Below are 25,458 nucleotides of genomic sequence, written 5' to 3' on the forward strand. Positions count from 1 at the left end.
GCCATTCTGGCGCCGATAGAATCGACGCGAGCCGAAACGAAAGTGCCACGCCACCACGCCAGAACAAGGAGCCGCAGATGGACCTGATCATTCGCCGCGCGGTGCTCGCGCATGCGCATCCCGCCGGGTATCCCACGGTGGATATCGGCATCGAGGCGGGGCGCATTACCGCGGTGGAGCCGCACATCGCGACCGCGGCGCGCGAGGAGATCGACGCCGCGGGTGCGCTCGTGAGTGCGCCGTTCGTCGATGCGCATTTCCACATGGACGCCACGCTCTCGTACGGCCTGCCGCGCGTGAATGCATCGGGCACGCTGCTGGAGGGCATCGCGCTGTGGGGCGAGCTCAAGCCGCATCTCACGCAGGAGGCGCTCGTCGAGCGCGCGCTGCAGTACTGCGACTGGGCTGTCGCGCGCGGGCTTCTCGCGATACGCTCGCACGTCGACGTGTGCGATGCACGGCTGCTCGCGGTCGAAGCGCTGCTCGAAGTGAAGCGCTGCGTCGCGTCGTATCTCGATCTCCAACTCGTGGCGTTTCCGCAGGATGGCGTATTGCGCAGCCCCGGTGCATTCGACAATCTCAAGCGCGCGATCGCGATGGGGGTGGACGTGGTGGGCGGCATTCCCCACTTCGAGCGCACGATGGCCGACGGCGCCGAATCGGTGCGCCTGCTCTGCGAGTTCGCCGCCGACAAGGGCCTGCACGTGGACATGCATTGCGACGAATCCGACGACCCGCTCTCGCGCCACATCGAAACGCTCGCGGCGCAAACGCACCGGCTGGGCCTGCATGGGCGCGTGGCCGGCTCGCATCTCACGTCGATGCATTCGATGGACAACTACTACGTGAGCAAGCTGATCCCGCTCATGCGCGAGTCGGGTGTCGCGGCGATCGCGAATCCGCTCATCAATATCACGCTGCAAGGGCGCGCCGATACCTATCCGAAGCGCCGCGGCATGACGCGCGTGCCTGAGTTGATGGCGGCAGGCGTGACCGTCGCGTTCGGCCATGACTGCGTGATGGACCCGTGGTACAGCTTCGGCTCGGGCGACATGCTCGAAGTCGCGCACATGGGCCTGCACGTCGCGCAAATGACGGGCACCGAGGCCTCGCGCGCCTCGTTCGACGCGGTGACCGTGAATGCCGCGACGATCCTCGGCCTCGAAGGCTACGGTGTGGCGCCCGGTTGCGCGGCGAATCTCGTGGTGCTCGACGCGCGCGATCCCATCGAGGCGATCCGGCTGCGCGCGGCGCGGCTCGCGGTCGTGAGCCGGGGCAGGGTGGTGAGCCGGCAACCCGCGCAGCGCGCGGCGCTTGCACTCGAAGGTCGGCCGCCAAGCGTCGATTTCAGGCTGTATCGATAAAACGCGGGGCAATAAAAAACCGCGTATGGGTTCCACACCCATGCGCGGTTTTAGTTCGGATCGCTTACGAGCGAGTCACGCGTTCACTGCTGTGCCGGCGGCTGCTCCATGCCGTTGTGGCGCAGCAGCGCGTCGATGTTCGGCTCGCGGCCGCGGAAGGCCTTGAACGATTCCATCGCCGGGCGGCTGCCGCCCACTTCCAGAATTTCCTTGCGGTAGCGCGTGCCGGTCGCTTCGTCGAGCACGCTCGACTTCGCGGCCTGCGCGGCTTCCTCGAAGGCCGCATAGGCATCGGCGGAAAGCACTTCGGCCCACTTGTAGCTGTAATAGCCGGCCGCGTAGCCGCCCGCGAAGATGTGGCTGAACGTGTTCGGCCAGCGCGAGAACGATGCCTGCGGAATGACGTGGTAGCGCTCGTTGATCTCGCGTGCGAGGTCGTTCGCGCTCTTGCCCTTCGAAGCGTCGAAGTCCACGTGCAGCGCCATGTCGAACATCGAGAACACGATCTGGCGCAGCGTGCCGAGACCGCTCTGGAAGTTCTTCGCGGCGAGCATCTTGTCGAAGAGTTCGCGCGGCAGCGGCTTGGCGGTTTCGACGTGCGAGCTCATTTCGCGCACTACGTCCCATTCCCAGCAGAAGTTTTCCATGAACTGCGAGGGCAATTCGACGGCATCCCACTCCACGCCGTTGATGCCCGACACGCCCAGTTCGTCCACACGCGTGAGCATGTGGTGCAGGCCGTGACCGAACTCGTGGAAGAGCGTAATGACTTCGTCGTGCGTGAAGCACGCGGGGCGGCCGCCGACCGGCGCCGAGAAGTTGCACGTGAGATACGCGACGGGCGTTTGCACGTCGTTGCCTTCGAGCTTGCGGCGCGAGCGGGCGTCGTCCATCCATGCGCCGCCGCGCTTGCCTTCGCGTGCATAGAGGTCGAGATAAAACTGCGCGACAAGCGTGCCGTCCGCGTTTTCCACGCGGAAGAAACGCACATCGGGATTCCACACCGGCGCGCTGTCAGGGCGGATGCGCACGCCAAAGAGCGTTTCCGTGACCTTGAAGAGGCCCTGCAGCACGAAGTCTTCCGGGAAGTACTGCTTCACTTCATTTTCCGAGAACGAGTAGCGCTTCTGGCGCAGACGCTCGGCGGCGAATGCCATGTCCCACGGCTCGATCTGCGTGAGGCCCAGTTCACTCGCGGCGAACTCGCGCAGCTCTTCCCAGTCCTTTTCGGCGTGCGGGCGCGCGCGCGTGGCGAGGTCTTCGAGGAAGCTCATCACCTGAGCCGGCGTTTCCGCCATCTTCGGCGTGAGCGAGACTTCGGCGAAGTTGTTGTAGCCGAGCATCTTCGCTTCTTCGGCGCGCAGCTTCAGTTGCTCCTCGATGATCGCGGTGTTGTCCCATTCGGCCTTGCCGCTGCCGTAGACGGGGCCAAGCTCGGACGCGCGCGTGACGTAGGCGCGGTACATCGTCTCGCGCATCGCGCGGTTTTCCGAGTACTGCAGCACCGGGAAGTACGAGGGGAAGTGCAGCGTGAACTTCCAGCCTTCCTTGTTTTCGCGCTCGGCGGCTTCGCGCGCGGCGGCGATCACGTCCTCGGGCAGGCCCGCGAGATCGGCTTCAGTCGTGGCGTAGAACGCGTAGCCATTGGTCGCGTCGAGCACGTGGTCGGAGAAGGCTTTGGCGAGCGCGGCCTGGCGCTCCTGCAGTTCGGCGAAGCGCGGCTTCTGGTCTTCGGGCAGTTCCGCCCCGGAGAGGCGGAAGTCGCGCAGCGAATTGTCGAGGATCTTCTTACGCTCGCCCGAGAGCAGCTCGAACGAGTTGTGATTCGTAATGGCCTTGTACTTCTTGAAGAGCTCGAGATTCTGGCCGACGCTCGACCAGAATTCGGTCACGCGCGGCAGGTTCTCGCCGTGGGCGGCGCGCAGCTCCGGCGTGTCGGCGACGGCGTTCAGGTGGCCGACCACGCCCCAGGCGCGCGAAAGCGGCTCGCTGGCGCGCTCGACCGGCTCGACCACGTCGCTCCATTGCGCGGGCGTCATGGGTTGCGCGGCGCGCTCGACCGCGGCCTTCGCGTTCGCGAGCAGGACGTCGAGCGCGGGCGTCACGTGTTCGGGGCGGATTTCGCCAAAGCGCGGCAGTCCGGTGAAGTCGAGGAGCGGATTGTCGGAGGGGGTAGTAGCCATGATGCTTCCTGTTCCTGTCTGTCGCGGGTTAGGGGACCGGGGCGCGGCATGCGCGCGCCCGATAGCCAGAGTATTGGGGCGCCAGGCGCGCTTTCCAACCGGGTTATCCGAGCAAATTAACAGATGTCGGGGGGCGGTGCCGCAATCGCGGCTGCACTCGTTCAGGCGGGCGGCGCCGCAAAAAGAAAGCGGCCCGTGGTGGGCCGCTTCGGGAACGTCATGCCGCGACTCGTCGACGCGTGCTGCTTACGCGCCTGCCGCGCGCTCCGCCGCTTCGATCGTGTTCACGAGGAGCATCGTGATGGTCATCGGGCCGACGCCGCCCGGCACCGGCGTGATGAAGCCGGCCACATCCTTCAGGCCCGCGAAATCGACGTCGCCGCAGAGCTTGCCGTTGTCGTCGCGGTTCATGCCCACGTCGATCACGGTCGCCCCGGGCTTGACCATGTCGGCGCTCAGCACGTTGCGCTTGCCCACCGCTGCGACCACGATATCGGCGTCGCGCGTGTGCTTCGCGAGGTCGCGCGTCTTGCTGTGGCAGATCGTGACCGTCGCGCCCTTTTCGAGCAGCAGGAGCGCCATCGGCTTGCCGACGATGTTCGAGCGGCCGATCACCACGGCGTTCGCGCCTTCGAGCGGGATCTCGTATTCCTCGAACATCTTCATCACGCCATAGGGCGTGCAGGGGCGAAAGAGCGGCTGGCCCGTCATGAGCGCGCCCGCGTTGGCGACGTGAAAGCCGTCCACGTCCTTCTCGGGCGCGATGGCCTCGATCACCTTGTGGCTGTCGATGTGCTTCGGCAGCGGCAACTGCACGAGAATGCCGTTGATTTTCGGGTCGCGGTTCAACTCGTCGATGCGCTTGAGCAGGTCGGCTTCGGAAAGCGAGTCGGGATAGCGGTCGTACGACGAGTAGAGGCCGTTGTCCTCGCAGGCCTTGACCTTGTTGCGCACGTAGACCTCGCTTGCCGGATTGTCGCCGACCAGCACGACGGCGAGTCCCGGCTGATGGCCGCGGGCGGTGAGGGCGGCGGCGCGCGTAGCGACTTGCGCGCGCAGTTTCCTGGAGAGGGCGTTGCCGTCGATGATAGTGGCAGTCATGGTCGGTCGGGGTCGAGAGTGGGCTATGCGGGCTCGTGTGGGCGCGAGCGCTGGCGCGCGTGGGCGGGCGCCATTCGAAGGCCGATATTATACCCGCGCAGCGGCCGTGCTCCTGCCTGAACGGACGATGGGGGGTGGAAAGAGGGTCGCGGCGAGACGCCGGCGGCAGCATGCGCGCGCCGTGGGTGCGCATGCATGCTGCCGGAGAAAGACGTGCTTACTGCTGCGCTTGTTGCGGCTTGTTGGAGAGCGCGAGTCGCAGCAGGTCGGCGACCGTGTTGACGTTGAGCTTCTCCATGATGTTGGCGCGGTGCGCCTCCACCGTCTTGATGCTGATCCCGAGGTCGTCGGCGATCTGCTTGTTCAGGCGGCCCGCGATGATGCGCTCGAGCACCTGGTGCTCGCGCGCCGTGAGCTTGCCGAGGCGTTCGGCGGCCGCGCGCTGTTGCTGCACGTTGGTGCTTTCGTTGCGCGCCTTGTCGAGCATGCGCTCCACCAGCTTGCGCAGCTCGGCTTCGTCGAAGGGCTTCTCGATGAAGTCCATCGCGCCCTTCTTCATGGTCGAAACGGCCATCGGCACGTCGCCGTGGCCCGTCACGAAGATGATCGGCAGCGAGGCGTTTTCGGCGATCAGACGTTCCTGCAGTTCGAGGCCGCTCATGCCTTGCATGCGCACGTCCAGAATCATGCAGGCGATCTGCCCGGCTTGTTGCGCCGGCTGGTACGCCTCGAGGAACTCCTCCGCGCTGTTGAAACACTGGACGCGGTAGCCGTTCGCTTCGAGGAGCCAACGCAGGGAATCTCGTACGGCCTCGTCGTCATCGACAACAAAGACGGTTTCCTGGGTGGTGACTGGGCTGTTCATGGCTCTCCCGTAACGGTTTGTGGAGTCGGTTCGTCGGTGTTCCGCGAGGGGGTGTCCGATTCGCCGATAGGCAGACTGCAATGGAACGTTGCGCCGCTGATGTGGCCGTCGGATTCGACGTTGTTGACCACCCAGAGACGCCCGCGGTGCGATTCGATGATGGAACGGCAGATGTTCAGGCCCATGCCCATGCCGTCCGACTTGGTGCTGTAGAAGGGTTCGAAGAGACGCTCGGCCGTGGCTTCGTCGACGCCGGGGCCCTGATCGACCACGCTGATGCAGACGTTGCCGCCTTCGCGCTTCACGATCACGCGGATCACCGGGTCGATCGCATTCGGGCGCGCTTCGGCCATGGCTTCCGCGGCGTTCTTCAAGAGGTTGACGAGCACCTGTTCGATCAGCACCGGATCGACGTAGATCACGGGCATGCGCGAGCGCATGTCGGTCACGATGCGGATGCGGCGCTTGCGCGCCTCGATCTCGGCGAGGCCCACCGCGTCGGCGACGATGTCGGCTACGCGCGTGGCCTGCCGCTTGGGCTCGGAGCGTTTCACAAACTCGCGGATGCGCTTGATGATCATGCCCGCGCGCACGGCTTGCTGCGCCGTTTTCTCGAGCACGGGCAGCAGGTTGTCGGGCGCGGCACGGCCCGACTTCACGAGCGCGACGGTGCCCGAGGCATAGTTGTTGATCGCGGCGAGCGGCTGGTTCAGCTCGTGCGCCAGCGACGAGGCCATTTCGCCCATCGTCATCAGGCGGCTCGTGAACTGGAGCTTTTCGTCCTGCTGGCGAGCCAGTTCCTGCGCCTGCTTGCGCGTGGTGATGTCGGTCGCGATCTGCATCTGCGCGAGGTGGCCGTCCACCCACTGGATGTACTGACGGCGCACTTCGAACCACTTCTGGATGCTCTCGACATAGACCTCCTGCGCGTCCGCCGTGCTCTCGGTGAGCGCGGTGGCGGGCAGGCCGGCGAAGGCGTCGACCATGTCGATCGAATCGGAAGAGGCGCTCGCCGAATCGAAGCCGCCGCCGCCCGCGAGTTCCAGATGGCCGTCCGGGCGGATGCCGAAGAGGTGGCGGTAGTAGCGGTTCGCAAACAACAGTTCGGCTTCGTCGGCGGCGAGCACCGAGACGGCGGCGTCGAGGCTTTCGAGCACGGTGGTGAAGCGCTCGTGCGCGGCGGCGAGTTCTTCGCGTGCGCGCTTGGGCTCCGTGATGTCGGTCATCGACGACATCCAGCCAGTCTGGCGGCCCGAGCTGTCGATGAGCGGCGAGACATAGAGGCGCGCATGGAACTGCGAGCCGTCCTTGCGGCGCACGCGCAGTTCGAACCCCGAGGAGGGCGCCTTGCCACGCAGCGTCATGTCGAGCTGGCGCTGCATTTCGGGGTAGGCATCGCGCGGCCAGTAGGGGAACGGTGCGTTCTTACCCACGAGGTCGCTTTCGTCCCAGCCGGTCATGCGGCAGAACGCCGGGTTCACGTGCGTGATGCGGCCGTGCATGTCGAGCACGCGCATGCCGATCAGCACCGAGTTTTCCATCGCGCGGCGGAAGAACGCCTCCGCGTAAAGTGCCTGCTGCGCCTCGAAGCGCTGGCGCGTGTGCTTCCAGAGGCTCCAGAGGCTCCACAGCACGAAACACGACAGCCCCGCGACCAGCCACACGAGCGTGTTGTTCGTGAAGTTGGTCATCTGCGGATACGAGTACACGCGTACCGACACGCCCTGGCCGGGCGGATCGAGCGGCAGGTCGTAATAGACGTCGCGCGGCAGGCGCGGCCGCGTCGAGGTGGTCGCGAGCTCGCGGTTGTTCGCGTCGAGGATCGAAATCTTGTACTTGGCCGACAGCTCAGATGGGATGTCGTGCTTCAGGATGCCTTCGACCGAAAACACGGCCGCGATCGACCCAAGAAATTCACGATCGCGGTATACCGGCGTTTGCAGCGTGATGTAGCCGTTACCGACGTCGTCGTAAATAAGCGGCGAATACACCTGGCGGCGCGTGGCGCGCGCCTCGGCGAAAGCGGCCTTCACGGCCTCGTCCATTTGCGCGTCGTTGGGCTTCGCGAGGCGCTGGCCGAAGACCGGCATCGCCGTGTTGGGCCAGCGCGGCGCCTCCTGGCTCGTGTACCAGTTGAGATAGAGGATCTCCGGATGGCCCTGCATGATGTCCGTGGTGGACGTCTGGAAATACTGCGGATCGCTGTGGCCCGCGGCGAGGTCGCGAGCGAGCGCCTGCAGCTGCTCCTGCGCGCCTGTCATGGATAGCCGGATCTGTTGCTGGGCCCATGCGACGTTGCGATAGAGCGTGTCTTCCTGCTGCTGTTGCTCGCGGCGGTTCAGGCTCCACAAGATCAGGCTCATGACGATCAGGAACACGAGGATCGACAGGAGTGGCGTCAGCAAATAGGAATTCGACCACCAGGGTCCGTGGTGCCAGCGAGACGGCGACGACTCGCCGGGCGTTCCGGGCGGCCGCGCCGAGCGTGCGAAAAGCCGTTCGGTCAACATGGCAAGGATTGTAGCTCAGCGTAAGACACGGAAATGCCGCGAAAAAAGCCGTAAATCGCCGATAAACAGGTGCAAACTGGCCGTTATCGGCTCAAGGGCGCGAACGATTAAGCGTGCGCTGCAGCAATTTTTCGCATTATAAAATCGCATCTCGCAATTCGAAAATTTTGTTGCGCGATGGTCAGGGGGGTCATTACAATCGCCCCGAAGCTGCTGCGGTTGGCCCGGTCACGTCTTAAGCGTTGCCGCCCGCATGGTCCGATCAACAGCGTTCCCCTATATTCAGGAGACGAGCATGTCCGCTGTACCCGACGAAGTCCTCAAGTACGTTGCCGCCGACAAGGACGAGGATCCCCAGGAAACCGCCGAATGGCTTGAAGCGCTGGACGGCGTCATTTCGACTGTCGGCCCTGATCGCGCCCACTACCTGATCGAAAAGCAGATCGAATTCGCCCGTGTGCACGGCGAGCATCTGCCGTTCTCGGCGAACACGCCGTACATCAACACGATCCCCGTCGCCAACCAGGCCAGGAACCCGGGCGACCAGGATATCGAACACCGCATCCGCTCGTACACGCGCTGGAACGCCATGGCCATGGTGCTGCGCGCGGGCAAGCACACGAACGTGGGCGGCCACATCGCTTCGTTCGCATCGGCGGCCACGCTCTATGACGTCGGCTACAACCACTTCTGGCGCGCGCCTTCCGCCGAGCATGGCGGCGACCTCGTGTTCGTGCAGGGCCACTCGTCGCCGGGCGTCTACTCGCGCGCGTTCCTGCTCGGCCGCCTGACCGAAAAGCAGCTCGACAACTTCCGCCAGGAAGTGGGCGGCGAGGGCATCTCGTCGTACCCGCACCCGTGGCTCATGCCGGACTTCTGGCAGTTCCCGACCGTCTCGATGGGTCTCGGCCCGATCATGGCGATCTACCAGGCGCGCTTCATGAAGTACCTGCAGGCGCGCGGCATTGCCAGGACCGACGGCCGCAAGGTCTGGGCCTTCCTCGGCGACGGCGAAACGGACGAGCCGGAATCGCTCGGCGCGATCGGCATGGCCGGCCGCGAGCGTCTGGACAACCTCGTGTTCGTCATCAACTGCAACCTGCAGCGCCTCGACGGCCCGGTGCGCGGTAACGGCAAGATCATCCAGGAACTCGAAAGCGAGTTCCGCGGCGCCGGCTGGAACGTCGTCAAGGTCATCTGGGGCAGCCGCTGGGACGCGCTCTTCGCACGCGACAAGTCGGGCGCGCTGATGCGCCGCATGATGGAAGTGGTCGACGGCGAGTACCAGACGTACAAGTCGGAGTCGGGCGCGTTCGTGCGCGAGCACTTCTTCAACACGCCGGAACTGAAGGCGCTGGTCGCCGACTGGTCCGACGACGACATCTGGAATCTGAACCGCGGCGGCCACGACCCGCACAAGATCTACGCGGCGTTCCACGAAGCTTCGAACTCGAAGGGCCAGCCGACCGTCATCCTCGCGAAGACGATCAAGGGCTATGGCATGGGCGAAGCCGGCCAGGCCATGAACATCACCCACCAGCAGAAGAAGATGCAGGTGGATCAGCTCAAGAAGTTCCGCGACCAGTTCCGCTTGCCGATCACGGACGAGCAGATCGTCGACGTGCCGTACCTCACGTTCGAGGAAGGCTCGAAGGAACTCGAGTACATGCGCCAGAAGCGCATGGATCTCGGCGGTTACCTCCCGGCTCGCCGCCAGAAGGCCGAGTCGCTGCCGGTGCCGGCGCTCGACGCATTCGAGCCGCTGCTCAAGGGCACGGGCGAAGGCCGCGAGATCTCCACGACGATGGCGTTCGTGCGGATCCTGAACATCCTGCTGAAGGACAAGGCGCTCGGCAAGCGCGTCGTGCCGATCGTGCCGGACGAGTCGCGTACGTTCGGTATGGAAGGCCTGTTCCGCCAGATCGGTATCTGGAATCAGCAAGGCCAGAAGTACGTGCCGGAAGATTCCGACCAGCTGATGTTCTACAAGGAATCGGAAACCGGTCAGATCCTGCAGGAAGGCATCAACGAAGCCGGCGGCATGTCGGACTGGATCGCAGCTGCGACGTCGTACTCGACGCACGGCGAGATCATGATCCCGTTCTACATCTTCTACTCGATGTTCGGCTTCCAGCGTATCGGCGACCTGGCCTGGGCCGCAGGCGACATGCGCTCGCGCGGCTTCCTGCTGGGCGGCACGGCGGGCCGTACGACGCTCAACGGCGAAGGTCTGCAGCACGAAGACGGCCACTCGCTCCTGTGGGCGGCTTCGGTGCCGAACTGCGTGAGCTACGACCCGACGTTCGGCTATGAACTCGCGGTCATCATGCAGGACGGTCTGCGCCGCATGGTGCAGGACCAGGAAGACGTGTTCTATTACGTCACGGTGATGAACGAGAACTACGAGCACCCGGCGATTCCGCAGGGCGAGAGCGTGGCGGCCGACATCATCAAGGGCATGTACTCGTTCCGCAAGGCCGACGCGAACGCCAAGGCGCCGCGCGTTCAGCTGATGGGCGCGGGCACGATCTTCAACGAAGTGATCGCGGCCGCTGACCTGCTGAAGAACGACTGGGGCGTCGAAGCCGATCTCTGGAGCGTGCCGAGCTTCACCGAACTCGCTCGCGAAGGTCATGAAGTCGAGCGCTGGAACCTGCTGCACCCGAGCGAGCCGCGCCGCGAATCGCACGTCGAGAAGCTGCTCAAGGACACGCAAGGTCCGATCATCGCTTCGACCGACTACGTGCGTGCGCTGGTCGACCAGATCCGCGGTCTGGTGCCGCGCAAGTTCGTGGTGCTCGGCACCGACGGCTTCGGCCGTTCGGACACGCGTGAGAAGCTGCGTCACTTCTTCGAAGTCGATCGTTACTGGACCACGGTTGCAGCGCTCAACGCGCTCGCAGACGAAGGCAAGATCGAGCGCAAGGTGGTTGGCGAGGCGATCGCCAAGTACAACCTCGATCCGTCCAAACCCAACCCGATGACCGTCTAACCCATCACCCCTGTGCATGGCATGTGCGCCTCCCCGAAACGGGGAGGCGTGTCGTATGCGGCCCCGGAGACACTAACAATGAGTCAAGCGATCGAAGTCAAGGTGCCGGACATCGGCGATTACAAGGACATTCCTGTGATCGAGGTGCTGGTGAAGGCGGGCGATACCGTCGAAAAAGAGCAGTCCCTCATCACGCTCGAGTCGGACAAGGCGACCATGGACGTGCCGAGCCCGGCGTCGGGCACGGTCAAGGAAGTGAAGGTCAAGGTCGGCGATAACGTGTCGGAAGGCTCGCTCGTGCTGGTGCTGGACGGCGCCGGTGCAGGCGCTGCGCCCGCCGCTCCCGCGCCCGCCGCGAAGGCAGAGAAGGCCGCTCCTGCCGCCGCGCCCGCGCAGGCGGCTGCGCCGGCCCCCGCTGCAGCGCCCGCCGCAAGCGGCGGCGTGCAGTCGGTCAAGGTCCCCGACATCGGCGACTACAAGGACGTACCGGTCATCGAGATCGGCGTGAAGGTCGGCGACCGCGTCGAGAAGGAGCAGTCGCTCGTCACGCTCGAATCGGACAAGGCGACGATGGACGTGCCGAGCCCCGTGGCCGGCGTCGTCAAGGAAATCAAGGTCAAGGTCGGTGACAACGTGTCGGAAGGCACCGAGATCGTCGTCGTCGAAGCAGAAGGCGCCGTGGCACCCGCCGCCGCACCGGCTGCGAAGCACGTCGAAGAGCCGTCGGACGCGCCCCAGCAAGCGCCGGCCAAGGCTGCCGCCGCAGCGCCTTCGGCACTCGCGCAGGCGCCGATCATTCCGGCAGGCGAAGGCGGCTCGAGCCGTCCGAGCCATGCCTCGCCGTCCGTGCGCAAGTTCGCGCGCGAACTCGGCGTGGACGTTGCCCGTGTCACGGGTACGGGTCCGAAGGGCCGCATCACCCAGGACGACGTCACCGCGTTCGTGAAGGGCGTGATGACGGGCGCGCTCGCAGCGCCGGCCGGCGCCGCAGCCGCACCGGCTGCGGGCGGCGCGGGCCTGAACCTGCTGCCGTGGCCGAAGGTCGACTTCACGAAGTTCGGCCCGATCGACACGCAGCCGCTGTCGCGCATCAAGAAGATCTCCGGCGCGAACCTGCACCGCAACTGGGTCATGATCCCGCACGTCACGAACAACGACGAAGCGGACATCACCGACCTCGAAGCGCTGCGCGTGCAGTTGAACAAGGAAAACGAGAAGGCGGGCGTGAAGTTCACGATGCTCGCGTTCGTCATCAAGGCCTGCGTCGCGGCGCTCAAGAAGTTCCCGGCGTTCAATGCGAGCCTCGACGGCGACAACCTCGTCTTCAAGCAGTACTACCACATCGGTTTTGCCGCCGACACGCCGAACGGCCTCGTCGTTCCGGTGATCCGCGACGCGGACAAGAAGGGCCTCGTCGACATTGCCAAGGAAATGGCCGAGCTCTCGAAGCTCGCGCGCGAAGGCAAGCTCAAGCCGGACCAGATGCAAGGCGGCTGCTTCTCGATTTCGTCGCTCGGCGGCATCGGCGGCACGCATTTCACGCCGATCATCAACGCACCGGAAGTGGCGATCCTCGGCCTGTCGAAGAGCGCGATGAAGCCGGTGTGGGACGGCAAGCAGTTCGTGCCGCGCCTCACGCTGCCGCTGTCGCTCTCGTACGATCACCGCGTGATCGACGGTGCAGCGGCCGCGCGCTTCAACGCGTACCTCGCTTCGATCCTCGGCGATTTCCGCCGCGTGATTCTGTAAAACCGATTTGACCGGCACGCGCTAACGCGCCGCACGTCCACGACGTGCGCGCTGCGGCAGGCGCGGCCGGTCATCCTTTAGGGGTAGGGGACACCATGAGTCTCGTCGAAGTGAAAGTGCCGGATATCGGCGACTTCAAGGACATCGACGTCATCGAAGTCAATATCAAGGCGGGCGATGTCATCGAGAAGGAGCAGACGCTGCTCTCGCTCGAGTCGGACAAGGCCACGATGGAAGTGCCCAGCGACGTCGCGGGCACCGTTAAGGAAGTGAAGATCAAAGCGGGCGACAAGGCTTCGCAGGGCACGGTGATCGCGCTGGTCGAGGCGTCGGAAGGCGCAGCGGCGCCGGCTCCGAAGGCTGAAGCGCCCAAGGCTGAAGCGCCCAAGGCTGCCGAAGCACCGAAGGCGGCTGAAGCACCGAGGACCGCAGAAGTTTCGAAAACCGCGGCCCCGCAAGCCGGCAGCTTCAGCGGCAGCGCCGATGTCGAATGCGACATGCTCGTGCTCGGCGCAGGCCCCGGCGGCTACTCGGCGGCGTTCCGCTCCGCCGACCTCGGCATGAAGACCGTGCTGGTCGAGCGTTATTCGACGCTCGGCGGCGTGTGCCTGAACGTGGGCTGCATTCCGTCGAAGGCGCTGCTGCACACGGCGCTCGTGATCGACGAAGCTGAAGCGCTCGGCTCGCACGGCATCACGTTCGGCAAGCCGCAAATCGACCTGGACAAGTTGCGCGACTTCAAGTCGGGCGTCGTCAAGAAGCTGACGGGCGGCCTCGCCGGCATGGCGAAGGCGCGCAAGGTCGAAGTCGTGACGGGCGTGGGCGCGTTCCTCGATCCGAACCACATGGAAGTGGTGGGCGAGAACGGCAAGAAGATCGTCAAGTTCAAGCAGGCGATCATCGCTGCGGGTTCGCAGGCCGTGAAACTGCCGTTCATGCCGGAAGATCCGCGCGTGGTCGATTCGACCGGCGCGCTGGAACTGCGTCAGATTCCGCAGAAGATGCTGGTGATCGGCGGCGGCATCATCGGTCTGGAAATGGCCACCGTCTACGCGACGCTCGGCGCGCAGATCGACGTCGTGGAAATGCTCGACGGCCTGATGGCCGGCGCGGACCGCGATCTCGTGAAGGTCTGGGAGAAGTACAACGCGAAGCGCTTCGCGAACGTCATGCTCAAGACCAAAACCACGAACGCCGAGGCGAAGGACGACGGCATCTATGTGTCGTTCGAGGGCGAAAAGGCGCCGGCCGAGCCGCAACGCTACGACCTCGTGCTGGTCGCCGTGGGCCGCTCGCCCAACGGCAAGAAGATCGGCGCGGACAAGGCGGGCGTAGCGGTGACGGATCGCGGCTTCATCGAAGTCGACAAGCAGATGCGCACCAACGTGCCGCACATCTTCGCGATCGGCGACGTGGTCGGCCAGCCGATGCTCGCGCACAAGGCCGTGCATGAAGGCCACGTGGCGGCGGAAGCGGCGCACGGCGAGAAGGCGTACTTCGACGCGCTGCAGATTCCTTCGGTGGCTTACACCGATCCGGAAGTGGCGTGGGCCGGCAAGACCGAAGACCAGTGCAAGGCCGAAGGCATCAAGTACGGCAAGGCGGTGTTCCCGTGGGCCGCTTCGGGCCGCGCGATCGCCAACGGCCGCGACGAGGGCTTCACGAAGCTGATCTTCGACGAAGAGACGCATCGCGTGATCGGCGGCGGCATCGTCGGCCTGAACGCGGGCGACCTCATCAGCGAAGTCTGCCTCGCGGTGGAAATGGGCGCGGATGCGACCGACATCGGCAAGACGATTCACCCGCACCCGACGCTGGGCGAGTCGATCGGCATGGCCGCCGAGCTGTACGAAGGCGTTTGTACCGACCTGCCGCCGCAGAAGAAGAAGTAAGTTCGTGCCGCGCGGCTCGTTGCGGCGCGCATGAAGAAACGGCGCACTCCGTGAGGGGTGCGCCGTTTGCTTTTGGGTCCTGCGGTATGTGCTACGAGAGGCGCCGGAGCGTAAAAAAGATTCCCGGTCGGCGACCGGGTAAGTGACATGCCGGGCGGCATGCCGGAGCGTTCAGGCCCGGCGCCCGGTGCGCCGCTGCTTCAGCGCACGCACCGGATCAAGCTACAACCTTCAGACCGTCTTCTTGGCCGAGGCCGAAGCGGCAGCCGAGCGCGACGCCTGGGCCGCAGCCTTGCTCGCAGCAGCGGTGGCGGCGTTGAAGTTGCTTTCCGCCATTTCCACGGCTTGCTTCGTCGCCTTGTGGACCGTTTCGTAGGTCGTGTTGGCGGCGTTGATGGCCGACTTGATCACGGCGACTGCGGTTTCCGAGCCGGCCGGCGCATTCTTCGCGACGTTGTCGACGAGCGATTGAACCTTGCGGTTCTGCTCTTCGTAGTGGGCTTCGGCGACCTTCGCGAACTCAGCCTGGGTGGCCGAGGCGATTTCATACACATGACGGCCGTACGACAGCAGCTTTTCGGTCAGCGGCTGGGCATAGCTCGTTTGCAGGGCCAGGAATTCCTGCGCGTCCTTCACCGACAGTGCGCGCTGGGCCTGTTCCTGCGATTCCGCCAGATTCGAGCGGACGGCCTGAAGATTCAATTCGACGAGCTTTTCCACGCCTTCGAATGCCTTGCCGGTGAGGCCGAACAGCGTTTCGAGGTTGGCTTTCTGGGCAGCGGCGAATTGCTCAGGGGTCAGCAGACTCATGTTTACGCTCCTGTATGTCGGCGGCCTTCGTGGGTCGCCTGAAGTAAGTGGCACGGCGCTGGTGCTCTGTCACTCGCTTTGTGCGTCGCAACATTGATTCGATTTTAGGATGCCCCAGAAGAAAGTCAAGGCTTTTTGGTGCGTCGCACAATGTCGATAATTTATTATTAAACAATCACTTATGCCCGACGCATGGCGCAACCGCGACAACGCGCCAATGCCCCGTTGCGCGGGGTTCGCTGCGAGTTGGGGGAGGCTGCGTGCAGGGGGGGGCAAGCGCGCAAAGGCGGGTTCTGGCAAGATGCGGCATGGATCGCGTGACAGCGCCTATAGGATTTCACCTGGGTGCGTCCACCGAATTCCTGGATGGAACGTTAATGATCCATTGCGGTCGAACGCGCGTCGCGCGGCACGGCGGCACTGGTAGTCAGACAAATCTCACCTGTTTTTTCCTCAGTTCAAGTTCCTACGACGAACGCCGTTAACGCAGCAAGCGCATTTTGCGTCTGCCGCAAACGTTTTCAGCAAGCGGCGTCGCGGCGAGAGGAGTGGCTTGGCAATTGTCTGACTCCATCGAATGCGGGAAGTGCATTGGCCTGCTCAATCGAAGGTCATACTTCGGTTTAATGAGCGCCTATAAGTGCTTCAATTTGCGAATTTTTCGTGGTTTTACTACACTTGGCGAACGATCCCGCCGCTCCATCAAGAACACCAATGAAATCCGACAAGCTCCTGTCGTTCTCACTGATGCCGTCGTCGGTTATCAGCACCGCATTGTCGGTTGCTGTATCCGTCGCGATCGGTGCGACGCTCGTGGCGCCTGAGGGCGCCTTTGCTGCGTCGCAAGACGCTGCACCGGCCAAAACGGCCAAGGTGAATAAAGCCAGCAAGAAGGTTGCAAAGGCCGAGCCGGAAACGGCCAGGGCCAGCAAGAAGGCGGGCGCAACCCGTACCGTCGCCGCCAAGGAAGACGATGCGCGTCCGGTGGCCAGGAAACGCCGCGTCACTTATACGATGAACGGTCGCCACCACTCGGCGGTGCGCCGTGTCGCGTTCGAACCGCGCCAGCCGAGCGTCGGTCAGGCGTTCGGTTTGCACGATTCGCCCGACTCGCTGATGCTGCGCTCGGGCGTGGGGTACGTGGTCGACCAGAACACCCTCGAGCCGCTGTTCGACAAGAACTCGCACGCCGTCGTGCCGATCGCCTCGATCTCGAAGCTCATGACCGCGATGGTCGTGCTCGACTCGAAGGCGTCGCTCTCGGAACCGATCGAAGTCACGGACGAAGACCGCGACTACGAGAAGAACACGGGCTCGCGTCTTTCGGTGGGCTCGGTGCTCTCGCGCGAGGACATGCTGCATATCGCGCTGATGGCGTCGGAAAACCGCGCGGCAGCGGCTCTCTCGCGCTATTACCCGGGCGGTCGTCCGGCATTCATCGCGGCAATGAACGCGAAGGCGAAGCAACTCGGCATGACCGATACGCACTTCGAGAATTCGACGGGGCTTACGAGCCGCAACGTCTCGACCGCGCGTGACCTCGTGAAGATGGTGAACGCGGCGTACCAGTACCCGATGATTCGCCAGTTCTCGACCGATCGCAGCTACGACGTGTTCACGGGCAAGCGCAATCTTGCCTACAACAGCACGAATGCGCTGGTGCGCAATGCATCGTGGGACATCGGCCTGCAGAAGACGGGCTTCATCAACGAAGCGGGTGAGTGCCTCGTCATGCAGACGACGATTCACAACCGTCCGGTGATCATGGTCCTGCTCGATTCGAGCGGCAAGTACTCGCGCTTCGCGGATGCAACGCGCGTGCGCACGTGGCTCGACAATGGCGGCGCCGACCAGCAGCCGCGCATTACGAGCGCCGACGCAGGCGGCGCTGGGACCTAGATCTCAGCTTTTTCGGAATTACTCGACAAACGCCCCGCAACTGCGGGGCGTTTTGCTTTCTGGTGCGTGCCGTTCGTCCGATGTCGATACGTGAGGCACGCGGCAAGCCAAAAAAAAGCGGAGGGCACGCCTGCGCTCTTCCCGATTCTGCTGCGCCCTGCCTTCAGGCGGGCTGCGCGTTGCCTTCAGCAGGCTCCGGGTGATAGCCGAGCGACTCTGAAATCGTCAGCGCCGTCTTGCTCAACTGGCCGAGCCACGAATCCTGCAGGCGATCCGCGGGCGCCGAGAGCGAAAGACCTGCCACCAGCTTGCCGGTGTCGTCGTAGATGCCGGCAGCGATGCAGCGCACGCCCAGTTCGAGCTCTTCGTTATCACGTGCGCAGAATTGCTGGCGTACGTGAGCGAGTTCGCGCTCGAGGCGTCCGAGGTCGGTAATGCTGTTGCGCGTGTGGCCCGACAGGCCGGTGCGTGTGGCGTACGCGCGCACGCGGTTCGCTTCGTCGGCGGCAAGAAAGAGCTTGCCGACCGAAGTGAGGTGCAGCGGAGCCCGGCCGCCAATGGCGCGTACCACCTGCATGCCCGAACGCTCCGAATAGGCGCGTTCGATATAGACGATCTCGTCGCCCTGACGCACGGAGAGGTTGACGGTCTGGCCCGTGAGACGGTGCAGTTCGCGCATCGGCGTAAGCGCCGCGTCACGTACCGAAAGCCGCGCTTTCACGAGGTTGCCGAGTTCGAGCAACCGCATGCCGAGCCGGTAAGTGCCGGGATCGGAGCGGTCGACGAGACGGCAACTCACCATATCGTTCAGGATGCGGTGCGCAGTCGAAGGATGCAGTTCGGTGCGCTGCGCAAGCTCCTTCAGGCTGACAGGGTCGCTGTGCGCGGCCAGCGCGTCCAGCAGGCGCATCATGCGCTCGATCACCTGAATCGAGGTCTTCGGATCTGGATGGGTGTCGCTCATGAGTTCAGATTCGTTTGACGCGTGAGGCGGAAAATGCATTGTATCTCGTATTGTGAAAAAAGTAAGCGCCAGGACCAAGGCTCGCGCTGCACTGCGGCATCGCGGGCGGCCGGCGAGGGCGATGCCGACCGGCGTTGGTCCCGGCGGCGAAACAGCGGATAATCGGGGACGGTTTTCACGAGGAGTCCCCATGCGAGTCGGCTTGTTCGTCACCTGCCTCATCGACACGATGCGTCCGGAAATTGGTTTTTCGACGCTCAAATTGCTCGAAGAGGCGGGCTATGAAGTGGTCGTGCCGTCCGCGCAAACCTGCTGCGGCCAGCCGGCCTACAACTCCGGCGAGCGCGCCATTGCGCGCGATCTCGCGGAAAAGACGCTGCGCGAATTCGAGCAGTTCGACTATCTCGTCGTCCCTTCGGGTTCGTGCGGCGGGATGATCCGCGTGCACTACGGCGATCTGTTTCGCGACGACCCGGAATTGATGGCGCGCTATGGCAAGTTGCGCGAGCGCGTCTACGAGCTCACGGATTTCCTCGTGAACGTCGCAAAGGTCACGCTGCCGCAAGGGGAGTTCAGCGGACCGGTGACCTATCACGACTCGTGTTCGGGGCTGCGTGAACTTGGGGTCAAGGCGCAGCCGCGCGCGCTGCTCGCCCAGCGCGGCATCGAAGTGCGCGAGATGAAGGACTGCGAGCACTGCTGCGGCTTCGGCGGCACCTTTGCGGTGAAGTATGGCGACATCTCGACGGCCATTGCAGACGAGAAATGCGCGAATGTTCAGGCGAGCGGCACCGGCGCGGTGGTGCTCGGCGATCTCGGCTGCATGTTGAATATCGAAGGGCGTTTGCGCCGCACCGGCGACACCGCCACGCGCGTGCTGCACATTGCGCAAGTACTGGCCGGCGACGTCTGATGCGCCGCCGGCTGCCGCCGCTCGTTTCGCACGGCATGTGTATCTAGACGCAAAAGTCAGCCCCAGACCTCGCCGAACATCGCTCAACCTCGCCCTCACGCCATGCAAGTCCAATCGATGCAGTTCAAGGCGCGCGCCGGTCAGAAGCTGGCCGATCAGCGTCTGCAGCACAACCTCAAGAAGCTCTCGACCAAGTTCGTCTCGGCGCGCGCCGAGGCGATCACCGCGATCGATTTCCCCGCCACGCGCGCGGCACTCAAGGCGCGGCGCAACCGTGCACTCGAAAATCTCGACGTTTGGCTCGAGCAGTTCGAGACCGAGGCGACGCGGCGCGGCGTGACCGTCCTGTACGCGGAAACGGCGCAAGATGCGGCGAAGCTGGTCGCGGACATCGCGCGGCGCCACGACGTGCGCAAGGTCATCAAGACCAAGTCGATGGTCTCGGAGGAGATGCGGCTCAATACGGTGCTCGCGGAGATGGGTGTGCAGTCCATCGAGACCGATCTGGGCGAGTACATCCTGCAGATCAACGACAACGAGCCGCCGAGCCACATCATTGCGCCCGTCGTCCACAAGGACAAGGACGAGATCGCCGATCTCTTCGCGAAGACGCACGACAAGCCGCGCCTGACCGAAATCCCCGACATGACCCGCGAGGCGCGCGAAGTCCTGCGCCCGCATTTTCTCTCGGCGGATATGGGCGTGACGGGCGGTAACTTCGTCATCGCGGAAACCGGCTCGGTCGTGCTGGTCACCAACGAGGGCAACGAGGGCATGTGCACCGTGATGCCGCGCGTGCATGTGGCGGTGACGGGCATCGAGAAGGTGCTGCCTACGCTCGAAGACCTCGCCACCGCGATGCGTCTGTTGCCGCGTTCGGCAACGGGGCAGGCCACGTCGAACTACTTCTCGGTTCTCACGGGCCCGCGTGGACCCGAGGACCAGGACGGCCCCGAGCACATGTACGTCGTGCTCGTGGACGGCGGCCGCACCGGCCTGATCGGCGGCGAATTTCAGGAGATGCTGCGCTGCATCCGTTGCGGGGCGTGTATGAACCACTGCCCGGTCTATCAGAAGGTGGGCGGCCACGCGTATGGCTGGGTCTACCCCGGTCCGATGGGCTCTGTGCTCACGCCAAGCTACGTCGGCATCGAAAAGACACTCGATCTGCCGCAGGCCGCTACGCTGTGTGGCGAATGCAATAGCGTCTGCCCGGTGGGCATCCCGCTTTCGGACCTGCTGCGCAAACTGCGCGAGAAGCAGACGGAGCGGCATCTGCGTCCGTGGCGCGAGCGCGCGGCGCTGGCAGCCTGGGGCTGGCTCGCGCTACACCCAACCGCGTACGCGCTGCTCACCAAACTCGGGGTGCGGATACTCGAGCGCATGGGCGGGCAGACAAGGCTCATTCGCAAGCTGCCATTCGCGCGCGGCTGGACCAACGGGCGCGACATTCCCGCACCGGTCGGGCGCACGTTTCGCGAGTTGTACGCGGCACGGCACACGCATCTGGACACGACAAGGCGCCCCGAACAGGCCTGACACTCCCAGATCGGTCAAGTCCAGGTTGCCGACTATTTAAGCTGGCGCAACAGTGTGTTCGTCCGGACCGGGTTTTTCCTGATTGCGACTCTCTATATCATCTCGACTGGCGATAGTGCGTCCGCACCTGTCGCTTCACAGTCGATAGAGAGTCGCATCATGAGAAAGAAAATAACGGTGTACTGGCCGCTGGCGCTGATCGTGCCGCTCGCGGTGATCGCATGGATCCATGCATGGAAGACCGCCGAGCAGCAAATGCCGCTCGCCGCCGATCAGGTTACGGCAGAACTCGCGCGCGCCGTGTCTTATGGTCTCGTGGGCAGCGAAGGCAAGACGCCGGTGAAGGCGATGAACGGCATCGCGACGCTGCCGCGCTCGAACGCGATCTGAGGATCGCGCTGGCGCCAACGCGCCGCGCAGCGTGTACCTCGTGCGCTTTGTATAATTTGAGATTCGCCGTCGCGCGCTGAACGCCTCTCGCTGCCCAGCCCCCACGAATGAAAAAGGTTTCCGTCTGCTTCGTTTGTCTTGGCAATATCTGCCGCTCGCCCACGGCCGAGGCCGTGATGCTGCGTCTCGTCGACGAGGCGGGGCTGGCCGGGCGCGTCGAGATCGATTCGGCAGGCACGGGTGACTGGCATATCGGCGAGGCGCCGGACGAGCGCGCCCAGCGCGCGGGCGGTCTGCGCGGCTACGCGCTCGCGGCGTTGCGCGCCAGGCAGATCGCCGCCGACGATTTTCGCCGTTTCGACCTGATCGTGGCGATGGACGACGCCAACGTCACCGCGCTTCAGGGCGTCTGCCCGGCGAGCGAGCGCGACAAGATCCGCCTGCTGATGGAATTCGCGCCGCAGGCGGAAACGCGCGTGGTGGTCGATCCCTATTTCGGCGGCGACGCGGGCTTCGAAATGGTGCTCGATCAATGCGAGGCCGCCTGCGCGGGCCTGCTCGCCGCCTTGCGTCCGCAACTGGCGGATTGAGATGAGCGGCGCGAATCCGCCGAACGTGGAAATCGCGCCATTTTTTGCGATTCGCTGCGCACCTAATAACCCAGATCGCGACGTTGATACTTGACTAAACTAGTCATGTATTTATACTTGACGAAAATTGTCGAGAATTGCGGTTCCCATACATCATGAGACTCACCACCAAAGGCCGTTTCGCCGTCACGGCGATGATTGACCTGGCACTGCGCCAGGAGCAGGGCCCGGTGACGCTTGCGGGTATCAGCCAGCGGCAGCACATCTCGCTGTCGTACCTCGAACAGCTGTTCGGCAAGCTGCGCCGTCATGAAATCGTCGAATCGGTCCGTGGGCCGGGCGGCGGGTACAACCTCGCGCGCCGCGCGGAGGACGTCACGGTCGCGGACATCATCATCGCCGTGGACGAGCCGCTCGACGCCACCCAGTGCGGCGGCAAGGGAGCCTGCGAGGGCACCAAGCAGCACGACGGCCACTGCATGACGCACGAACTCTGGTCGACGCTGAACCAGAAAATGGTCGAGTACCTCGATTCGGTGTCGCTCAAGGATCTGGTGGACAAGCAGCGCGCCCGCGAAGGCGCCGCGCCCGCCGTCCTGCGCGATCGCCGGACCGAGGCGCCGGCGGTGGAGCCGGTCAGGGCGATGCCGCTGGGTCCGAACTCGATCTTCAACATGGCTGGCTCGTAAGTCCTTCGAGCGCCGCCAGAAAGCCGCAGTTGGCAATACACAGTACAGCGCAGCACACAAGATTCCCCGGAGCGATAGATGAATAACGACATTCCCCACCTGCCCATTTACATGGACTACAGCGCGACGACCCCCGTCGACCCGCGCGTGGTGGACAAGATGATTCCGTATCTGCGCGAGCAGTTCGGCAATCCGGCGTCGCGCAGTCACGCCTATGGCTGGGATGCGGAGCGCGCCGTCGAAGAGGCGCGCGAGCAGGTCGCCGCGCTCGTCAACGCCGACCCGCGCGAAATCATCTGGACCTCCGGCGCGACCGAATCGGACAACCTCGCGATCAAGGGCGCCGCGCACTTCTACAAGAGCAAGGGTAAGCACATCATCACGGTGAAGACCGAGCACAAGGCCGTGCTCGACACCTGCCGCGAACTCGAGCGCGAAGGCTACGAAGTCACGTATCTGGACGTCAAGGACGACGGCCTGATCGACCTCGAAGCGTTCAAGGCCGCACTGCGCCCCGACACGATCCTCGTTTCCGTCATGCACGTGAACAACGAGATCGGCGTGATCCAGGACATCGCGACGATCGGCGAAATCTGCCGCGAAAAGGGCATCATTTTCCACGTCGACGCTGCGCAATCCACGGGCAAGGCGCCCATCGACCTGCAAAAGCTCAAGGTCGACCTGATGTCGTTCTCGGCGCACAAGACTTACGGCCCGAAGGGCATCGGCGCGCTGTACGTGCGCCGCAAGCCGCGCGTGCGCATCGAAGCGCAGATGCACGGCGGCGGCCACGAGCGCGGCATGCGCTCGGGCACGCTGGCCACGCACCAGATCGTCGGCATGGGCGAAGCCTTCCGCATCGCGCGTGAAGAGATGGCCACGGAAAACGAGCGCGTGCGCATGCTGCGCGACAAGCTCCTGCGCGGCCTGAAGGAAATCGAAGAAACCTACGTGAACGGCGACATGGAACAGCGTGTCCCGCACAACCTGAATATCAGCTTCAACTTCGTCGAAGGCGAGTCGCTGATCATGGCGGTGAAGGACGTGGCGGTGTCGTCGGGTTCGGCGTGCACGTCCGCATCGCTCGAGCCGTCGTACGTGCTGCGCGCGCTCGGCCGCAACGACGAACTGGCGCACAGCTCGATCCGCTTCACGGTGGGCCGCTTCACGACGGAGCAGGACGTGGATTACGTGATCAACCTGCTGAAGACGAAGATCGCCAAGCTGCGCGAGCTTTCGCCGCTGTGGGAAATGCATCAGGACGGCATCGATCTGTCGACCATCCAGTGGGCAGCGCACTGAGCCAGGCGGCGAAGTCAGCAGCGAACAACGACCCGTCCGCAGCGCAAGAGCAGTCAACTATCAGTCAACTGCGTGCAGCGCGGCAAACACGAATTGAAGGAGTGTGATCATGGCATATAGCGACAAGGTTCTGGACCACTACGAAAACCCGCGTAACGTCGGCTCGTTCGCCAAGGACGACGACGCAGTGGGCACCGGTATGGTCGGCGCGCCGGCGTGCGGCGACGTGATGAAGCTGCAGATCCGCGTGGGCGCGGACGGCGTGATCGAAGACGCGAAGTTCAAGACCTACGGCTGCGGCTCGGCGATCGCGTCGAGTTCGCTCGTGACCGAGTGGGTGAAGGGCAAGACGCTCGACCAGGCGCTCGACATCAAGAACACGCAGATCGCCGAAGAACTGGCGCTGCCGCCGGTGAAGATCCACTGCTCGATTCTCGCGGAAGACGCGATCAAGGCAGCGGTTGCCGACTATCGCCAGCGTCACACGACCGAAGCGAAGGCCGACGCGGCGTAAAGCGCAGCGCTGCGGCGTAGTAGATGCAGGACGGCGCCGGACCGGAAAGTTCGGTGCTCTGGACTAACGATTCTGGATGCAGCAGGGTTGCGTCGCGACGCGAGGGAAGGCGAGAGCCCAACTGGCGGCGCGAGGCGCGGCGAAGATGCTATGGCAATTACGTTGACTGAAAAAGCGGCACAGCACGTGCAAAAGTACCTGACCCGTCGCGGCAAGGGCGTGGGCCTGCGTCTTGGCGTGCGCACCACGGGCTGCTCGGGCCTCGCGTACAAGCTCGAGTACGTCGACGAACTCGCGCCCGAGGACAACGTCTTCGAGAGCCACGGCGTGAAGGTCATCGTCGACCCGAAGAGTCTCGCCTATATCGACGGCACGCAGCTCGACTTCGTGCGTGAAGGCCTGAACGAGGGCTTCCGGTTCAACAACCCGAACGTGAAGGACGAGTGCGGCTGCGGCGAGTCCTTCCGCGTTTGAGCCCGCGTCGAGCGGTGAAAAGGCGGCCTGTGCCGCCTTTTTGATTTTGACGGCCGCTGGTTGGCCCTCTCAGCCCTTCACAGCTCCACAAGAACGTTCCAGCCGATGAACACGCCTTCCACGCCTTCCCGGTCGCTCTCCGACAGCCACTTCGTGCTGTTCGGCCTGCCCGAGCAGTTCGCGATCGATGCGAACGCGCTCGACCATGCCTACCGCACGGTGCAGGCGCAGGTGCATCCCGACCGCTTCGCCGCGGCCGGCGAAGCGCAAAAGCGCATCGCCATGCAATGGGCCACGCGTACGAACGAGGCGTATCAGACGCTGCGCGATCCGCTCAAGCGCGCGAAGTATCTGCTGCATCTGCGCGGCATCGACGTTGGCGCGGAGAACAACACAGCGATGGAGCCTGCGTTCCTCATGCAGCAGATGGAGTGGCGCGAGGCGATCGAAGACGCGGTCGGCGCGAAGAACATCGATGCGCTCGATGCACTCGCGGGCGAGCTGCGCGACGACGAACGCGTGCGCTTCACGAAGCTCGCGGCGCTGCTCGACAGCGGCTCGAATCAGCCCGCAGCCGAGGCGGTGCGCCAGCTCATGTTCATCGAGCGCGTGGCGGGCGAAATCGACTCGCAGATCGAGCGGCTCGAAGGCTGAAACCGGGCGCGCAAACGCATATCGGGCGCCTGGCGCCCATCAGGTTAAAAAGCAGATCACACAG

At 64.2% G+C, this 25,458-nt stretch carries 20 protein-coding genes; 14 read left to right on the forward strand and 6 right to left on the reverse strand.

Going from position 1 to position 25,458, the window contains the following annotated elements; translation table 11 throughout:
• Positions 1–77: 77 nt before the first annotated feature.
• Positions 78–1,364 (forward strand): amidohydrolase family protein, encoded by a 1,287-nt coding sequence (locus tag AB3X98_RS13060; RefSeq protein ID WP_368606276.1) that lies wholly within the window; start codon positions 78–80, stop codon positions 1,362–1,364.
• 83 nt (positions 1,365–1,447) lie between these two features.
• Here AB3X98_RS13060 and AB3X98_RS13065 read toward each other — a convergent pair whose 3' ends face one another.
• From AB3X98_RS13065 to fixL, 4 genes are all read right to left on the reverse strand, one after another.
• Complete coding sequence (locus AB3X98_RS13065) at positions 1,448–3,547, reverse strand: M3 family metallopeptidase (protein WP_368606275.1); 2,100 nt, start codon at positions 3,545–3,547, stop codon at positions 1,448–1,450.
• A gap of 246 nt (positions 3,548–3,793) precedes the next feature.
• The gene (gene folD, locus AB3X98_RS13070; RefSeq protein WP_342945898.1) at positions 3,794–4,648 is read right to left on the reverse strand and encodes a bifunctional methylenetetrahydrofolate dehydrogenase/methenyltetrahydrofolate cyclohydrolase FolD; all 855 of its coding nucleotides are present in this window, start codon (positions 4,646–4,648) and stop codon (positions 3,794–3,796) included.
• A 217-nt stretch (positions 4,649–4,865) separates the two neighbouring features.
• Positions 4,866–5,513: an oxygen response regulator transcription factor FixJ gene (gene fixJ, locus AB3X98_RS13075; protein WP_042264842.1), complete on the reverse strand. Its 648-nt coding sequence runs from the start codon at positions 5,511–5,513 to the stop codon at positions 4,866–4,868.
• Entirely contained in the window at positions 5,510–8,023 is a 2,514-nt protein-coding gene (gene fixL / locus AB3X98_RS13080) for an oxygen sensor histidine kinase FixL (protein WP_368606274.1), read from the reverse strand. Before fixL ends, fixJ begins: the two co-directional genes overlap by 4 nt.
• A 295-nt stretch (positions 8,024–8,318) precedes the next feature.
• Here fixL and aceE point away from each other — a divergent pair, with 295 nt between their 5' ends.
• The 3 genes from aceE to lpdA all read left to right on the forward strand — a co-directional run bounded on the left by aceE (position 8,319) and on the right by lpdA (position 14,656).
• Positions 8,319–11,015 carry a pyruvate dehydrogenase (acetyl-transferring), homodimeric type gene (gene aceE / locus AB3X98_RS13085; protein WP_368606273.1) on the forward strand — a complete coding sequence of 899 codons (2,697 nt, stop codon included), beginning with the start codon at positions 8,319–8,321 and terminating at the stop codon, positions 11,013–11,015.
• 78 nt (positions 11,016–11,093) lie between these two features.
• The gene (aceF, locus tag AB3X98_RS13090; protein WP_368610259.1) at positions 11,094–12,764 is read left to right on the forward strand and encodes a dihydrolipoyllysine-residue acetyltransferase; all 1,671 of its coding nucleotides are present in this window, start codon (positions 11,094–11,096) and stop codon (positions 12,762–12,764) included.
• A 95-nt stretch (positions 12,765–12,859) separates the two neighbouring features.
• Positions 12,860–14,656 (forward strand): dihydrolipoyl dehydrogenase, encoded by a 1,797-nt coding sequence (gene lpdA / locus AB3X98_RS13095; RefSeq protein ID WP_368610260.1) that lies wholly within the window; start codon positions 12,860–12,862, stop codon positions 14,654–14,656.
• A gap of 231 nt (positions 14,657–14,887) precedes the next feature.
• Here lpdA and AB3X98_RS13100 read toward each other — a convergent pair whose 3' ends face one another.
• The gene (locus tag AB3X98_RS13100; RefSeq protein WP_069265519.1) at positions 14,888–15,466 is read right to left on the reverse strand and encodes a phasin family protein; all 579 of its coding nucleotides are present in this window, start codon (positions 15,464–15,466) and stop codon (positions 14,888–14,890) included.
• A gap of 714 nt (positions 15,467–16,180) precedes the next feature.
• Here AB3X98_RS13100 and pbpG point away from each other — a divergent pair.
• Positions 16,181–17,365 (forward strand): D-alanyl-D-alanine endopeptidase, encoded by a 1,185-nt coding sequence (gene pbpG / locus AB3X98_RS13105; protein WP_069265520.1) that lies wholly within the window; start codon positions 16,181–16,183, stop codon positions 17,363–17,365.
• Between the two features lie 163 nt (positions 17,366–17,528).
• On the opposite strand, the gene AB3X98_RS13110 is transcribed toward pbpG, so the two are convergent.
• Positions 17,529–18,329: an IclR family transcriptional regulator gene (locus AB3X98_RS13110; RefSeq protein ID WP_028210073.1), complete on the reverse strand. Its 801-nt coding sequence runs from the start codon at positions 18,327–18,329 to the stop codon at positions 17,529–17,531.
• A 190-nt stretch (positions 18,330–18,519) separates the two neighbouring features.
• Here AB3X98_RS13110 and AB3X98_RS13115 point away from each other — a divergent pair, with 190 nt between their 5' ends.
• The 9 genes from AB3X98_RS13115 (at position 18,520) to hscB (ending at position 25,394) form a co-directional block, all read left to right on the forward strand.
• The gene (locus AB3X98_RS13115) at positions 18,520–19,242 is read left to right on the forward strand and encodes a (Fe-S)-binding protein (protein WP_368605016.1); all 723 of its coding nucleotides are present in this window, start codon (positions 18,520–18,522) and stop codon (positions 19,240–19,242) included.
• A 102-nt stretch (positions 19,243–19,344) separates the two neighbouring features.
• The gene (locus AB3X98_RS13120) at positions 19,345–20,781 is read left to right on the forward strand and encodes a lactate utilization protein B (RefSeq protein ID WP_368605017.1); all 1,437 of its coding nucleotides are present in this window, start codon (positions 19,345–19,347) and stop codon (positions 20,779–20,781) included.
• 159 nt (positions 20,782–20,940) lie between these two features.
• Positions 20,941–21,171, forward strand: coding sequence for a hypothetical protein (locus AB3X98_RS13125; RefSeq protein WP_069265523.1), 231 nt, complete (start codon positions 20,941–20,943; stop codon positions 21,169–21,171).
• Positions 21,172–21,278: 107 nt separating this feature from the next.
• Positions 21,279–21,761 (forward strand): low molecular weight protein-tyrosine-phosphatase, encoded by a 483-nt coding sequence (locus AB3X98_RS13130; protein ID WP_069265524.1) that lies wholly within the window; start codon positions 21,279–21,281, stop codon positions 21,759–21,761.
• 155 nt (positions 21,762–21,916) lie between these two features.
• Positions 21,917–22,450 (forward strand): Fe-S cluster assembly transcriptional regulator IscR, encoded by a 534-nt coding sequence (iscR, locus tag AB3X98_RS13135; protein ID WP_069265525.1) that lies wholly within the window; start codon positions 21,917–21,919, stop codon positions 22,448–22,450.
• Between the two features lie 78 nt (positions 22,451–22,528).
• Positions 22,529–23,752: an IscS subfamily cysteine desulfurase gene (locus AB3X98_RS13140; RefSeq protein WP_069265526.1), complete on the forward strand. Its 1,224-nt coding sequence runs from the start codon at positions 22,529–22,531 to the stop codon at positions 23,750–23,752.
• Positions 23,753–23,861: 109 nt separating this feature from the next.
• The gene (gene iscU / locus AB3X98_RS13145; protein ID WP_028216879.1) at positions 23,862–24,266 is read left to right on the forward strand and encodes a Fe-S cluster assembly scaffold IscU; all 405 of its coding nucleotides are present in this window, start codon (positions 23,862–23,864) and stop codon (positions 24,264–24,266) included.
• A gap of 150 nt (positions 24,267–24,416) precedes the next feature.
• Entirely contained in the window at positions 24,417–24,740 is a 324-nt protein-coding gene (gene iscA, locus AB3X98_RS13150) for an iron-sulfur cluster assembly protein IscA (protein WP_028210067.1), read from the forward strand.
• Between the two features lie 105 nt (positions 24,741–24,845).
• Positions 24,846–25,394 (forward strand): Fe-S protein assembly co-chaperone HscB, encoded by a 549-nt coding sequence (gene hscB / locus AB3X98_RS13155; RefSeq protein ID WP_342945891.1) that lies wholly within the window; start codon positions 24,846–24,848, stop codon positions 25,392–25,394.
• Positions 25,395–25,458: the final 64 nt, after the last annotated feature.

It is taken from the genome of Paraburkholderia sp. BR14312 (assembly GCF_040948675.1).
GTDB classification, from domain to species: domain Bacteria; phylum Pseudomonadota; class Gammaproteobacteria; order Burkholderiales; family Burkholderiaceae; genus Paraburkholderia; species Paraburkholderia nodosa_A.

Bases quoted from the DNA above. Each gene is read 5' to 3' on its own strand.
- AB3X98_RS13060 (WP_368606276.1), top strand. From the start codon at position 78: ATGGACCTGATCATTCGCCGCGCGGTGCTCGCGCATGCGCATCCCGCC.
- AB3X98_RS13065 (WP_368606275.1), bottom strand. From the start codon at position 3,547: ATGGCTACTACCCCCTCCGACAATCCGCTCCTCGACTTCACCGGACTG.
- folD (WP_342945898.1), bottom strand. From the start codon at position 4,648: ATGACTGCCACTATCATCGACGGCAACGCCCTCTCCAGGAAACTGCGC.
- fixJ (WP_042264842.1), bottom strand. From the start codon at position 5,513: ATGAACAGCCCAGTCACCACCCAGGAAACCGTCTTTGTTGTCGATGAC.
- fixL (WP_368606274.1), bottom strand. From the start codon at position 8,023: ATGTTGACCGAACGGCTTTTCGCACGCTCGGCGCGGCCGCCCGGAACG.
- aceE (WP_368606273.1), top strand. From the start codon at position 8,319: ATGTCCGCTGTACCCGACGAAGTCCTCAAGTACGTTGCCGCCGACAAG.
- aceF (WP_368610259.1), top strand. From the start codon at position 11,094: ATGAGTCAAGCGATCGAAGTCAAGGTGCCGGACATCGGCGATTACAAG.
- lpdA (WP_368610260.1), top strand. From the start codon at position 12,860: ATGAGTCTCGTCGAAGTGAAAGTGCCGGATATCGGCGACTTCAAGGAC.
- AB3X98_RS13100 (WP_069265519.1), bottom strand. From the start codon at position 15,466: ATGAGTCTGCTGACCCCTGAGCAATTCGCCGCTGCCCAGAAAGCCAAC.
- pbpG (WP_069265520.1), top strand. From the start codon at position 16,181: ATGAAATCCGACAAGCTCCTGTCGTTCTCACTGATGCCGTCGTCGGTT.
- AB3X98_RS13110 (WP_028210073.1), bottom strand. From the start codon at position 18,329: ATGAGCGACACCCATCCAGATCCGAAGACCTCGATTCAGGTGATCGAG.
- AB3X98_RS13115 (WP_368605016.1), top strand. From the start codon at position 18,520: ATGCGAGTCGGCTTGTTCGTCACCTGCCTCATCGACACGATGCGTCCG.
- AB3X98_RS13120 (WP_368605017.1), top strand. From the start codon at position 19,345: ATGCAAGTCCAATCGATGCAGTTCAAGGCGCGCGCCGGTCAGAAGCTG.
- AB3X98_RS13125 (WP_069265523.1), top strand. From the start codon at position 20,941: ATGAGAAAGAAAATAACGGTGTACTGGCCGCTGGCGCTGATCGTGCCG.
- AB3X98_RS13130 (WP_069265524.1), top strand. From the start codon at position 21,279: ATGAAAAAGGTTTCCGTCTGCTTCGTTTGTCTTGGCAATATCTGCCGC.
- iscR (WP_069265525.1), top strand. From the start codon at position 21,917: ATGAGACTCACCACCAAAGGCCGTTTCGCCGTCACGGCGATGATTGAC.
- AB3X98_RS13140 (WP_069265526.1), top strand. From the start codon at position 22,529: ATGAATAACGACATTCCCCACCTGCCCATTTACATGGACTACAGCGCG.
- iscU (WP_028216879.1), top strand. From the start codon at position 23,862: ATGGCATATAGCGACAAGGTTCTGGACCACTACGAAAACCCGCGTAAC.
- iscA (WP_028210067.1), top strand. From the start codon at position 24,417: ATGGCAATTACGTTGACTGAAAAAGCGGCACAGCACGTGCAAAAGTAC.
- hscB (WP_342945891.1), top strand. From the start codon at position 24,846: ATGAACACGCCTTCCACGCCTTCCCGGTCGCTCTCCGACAGCCACTTC.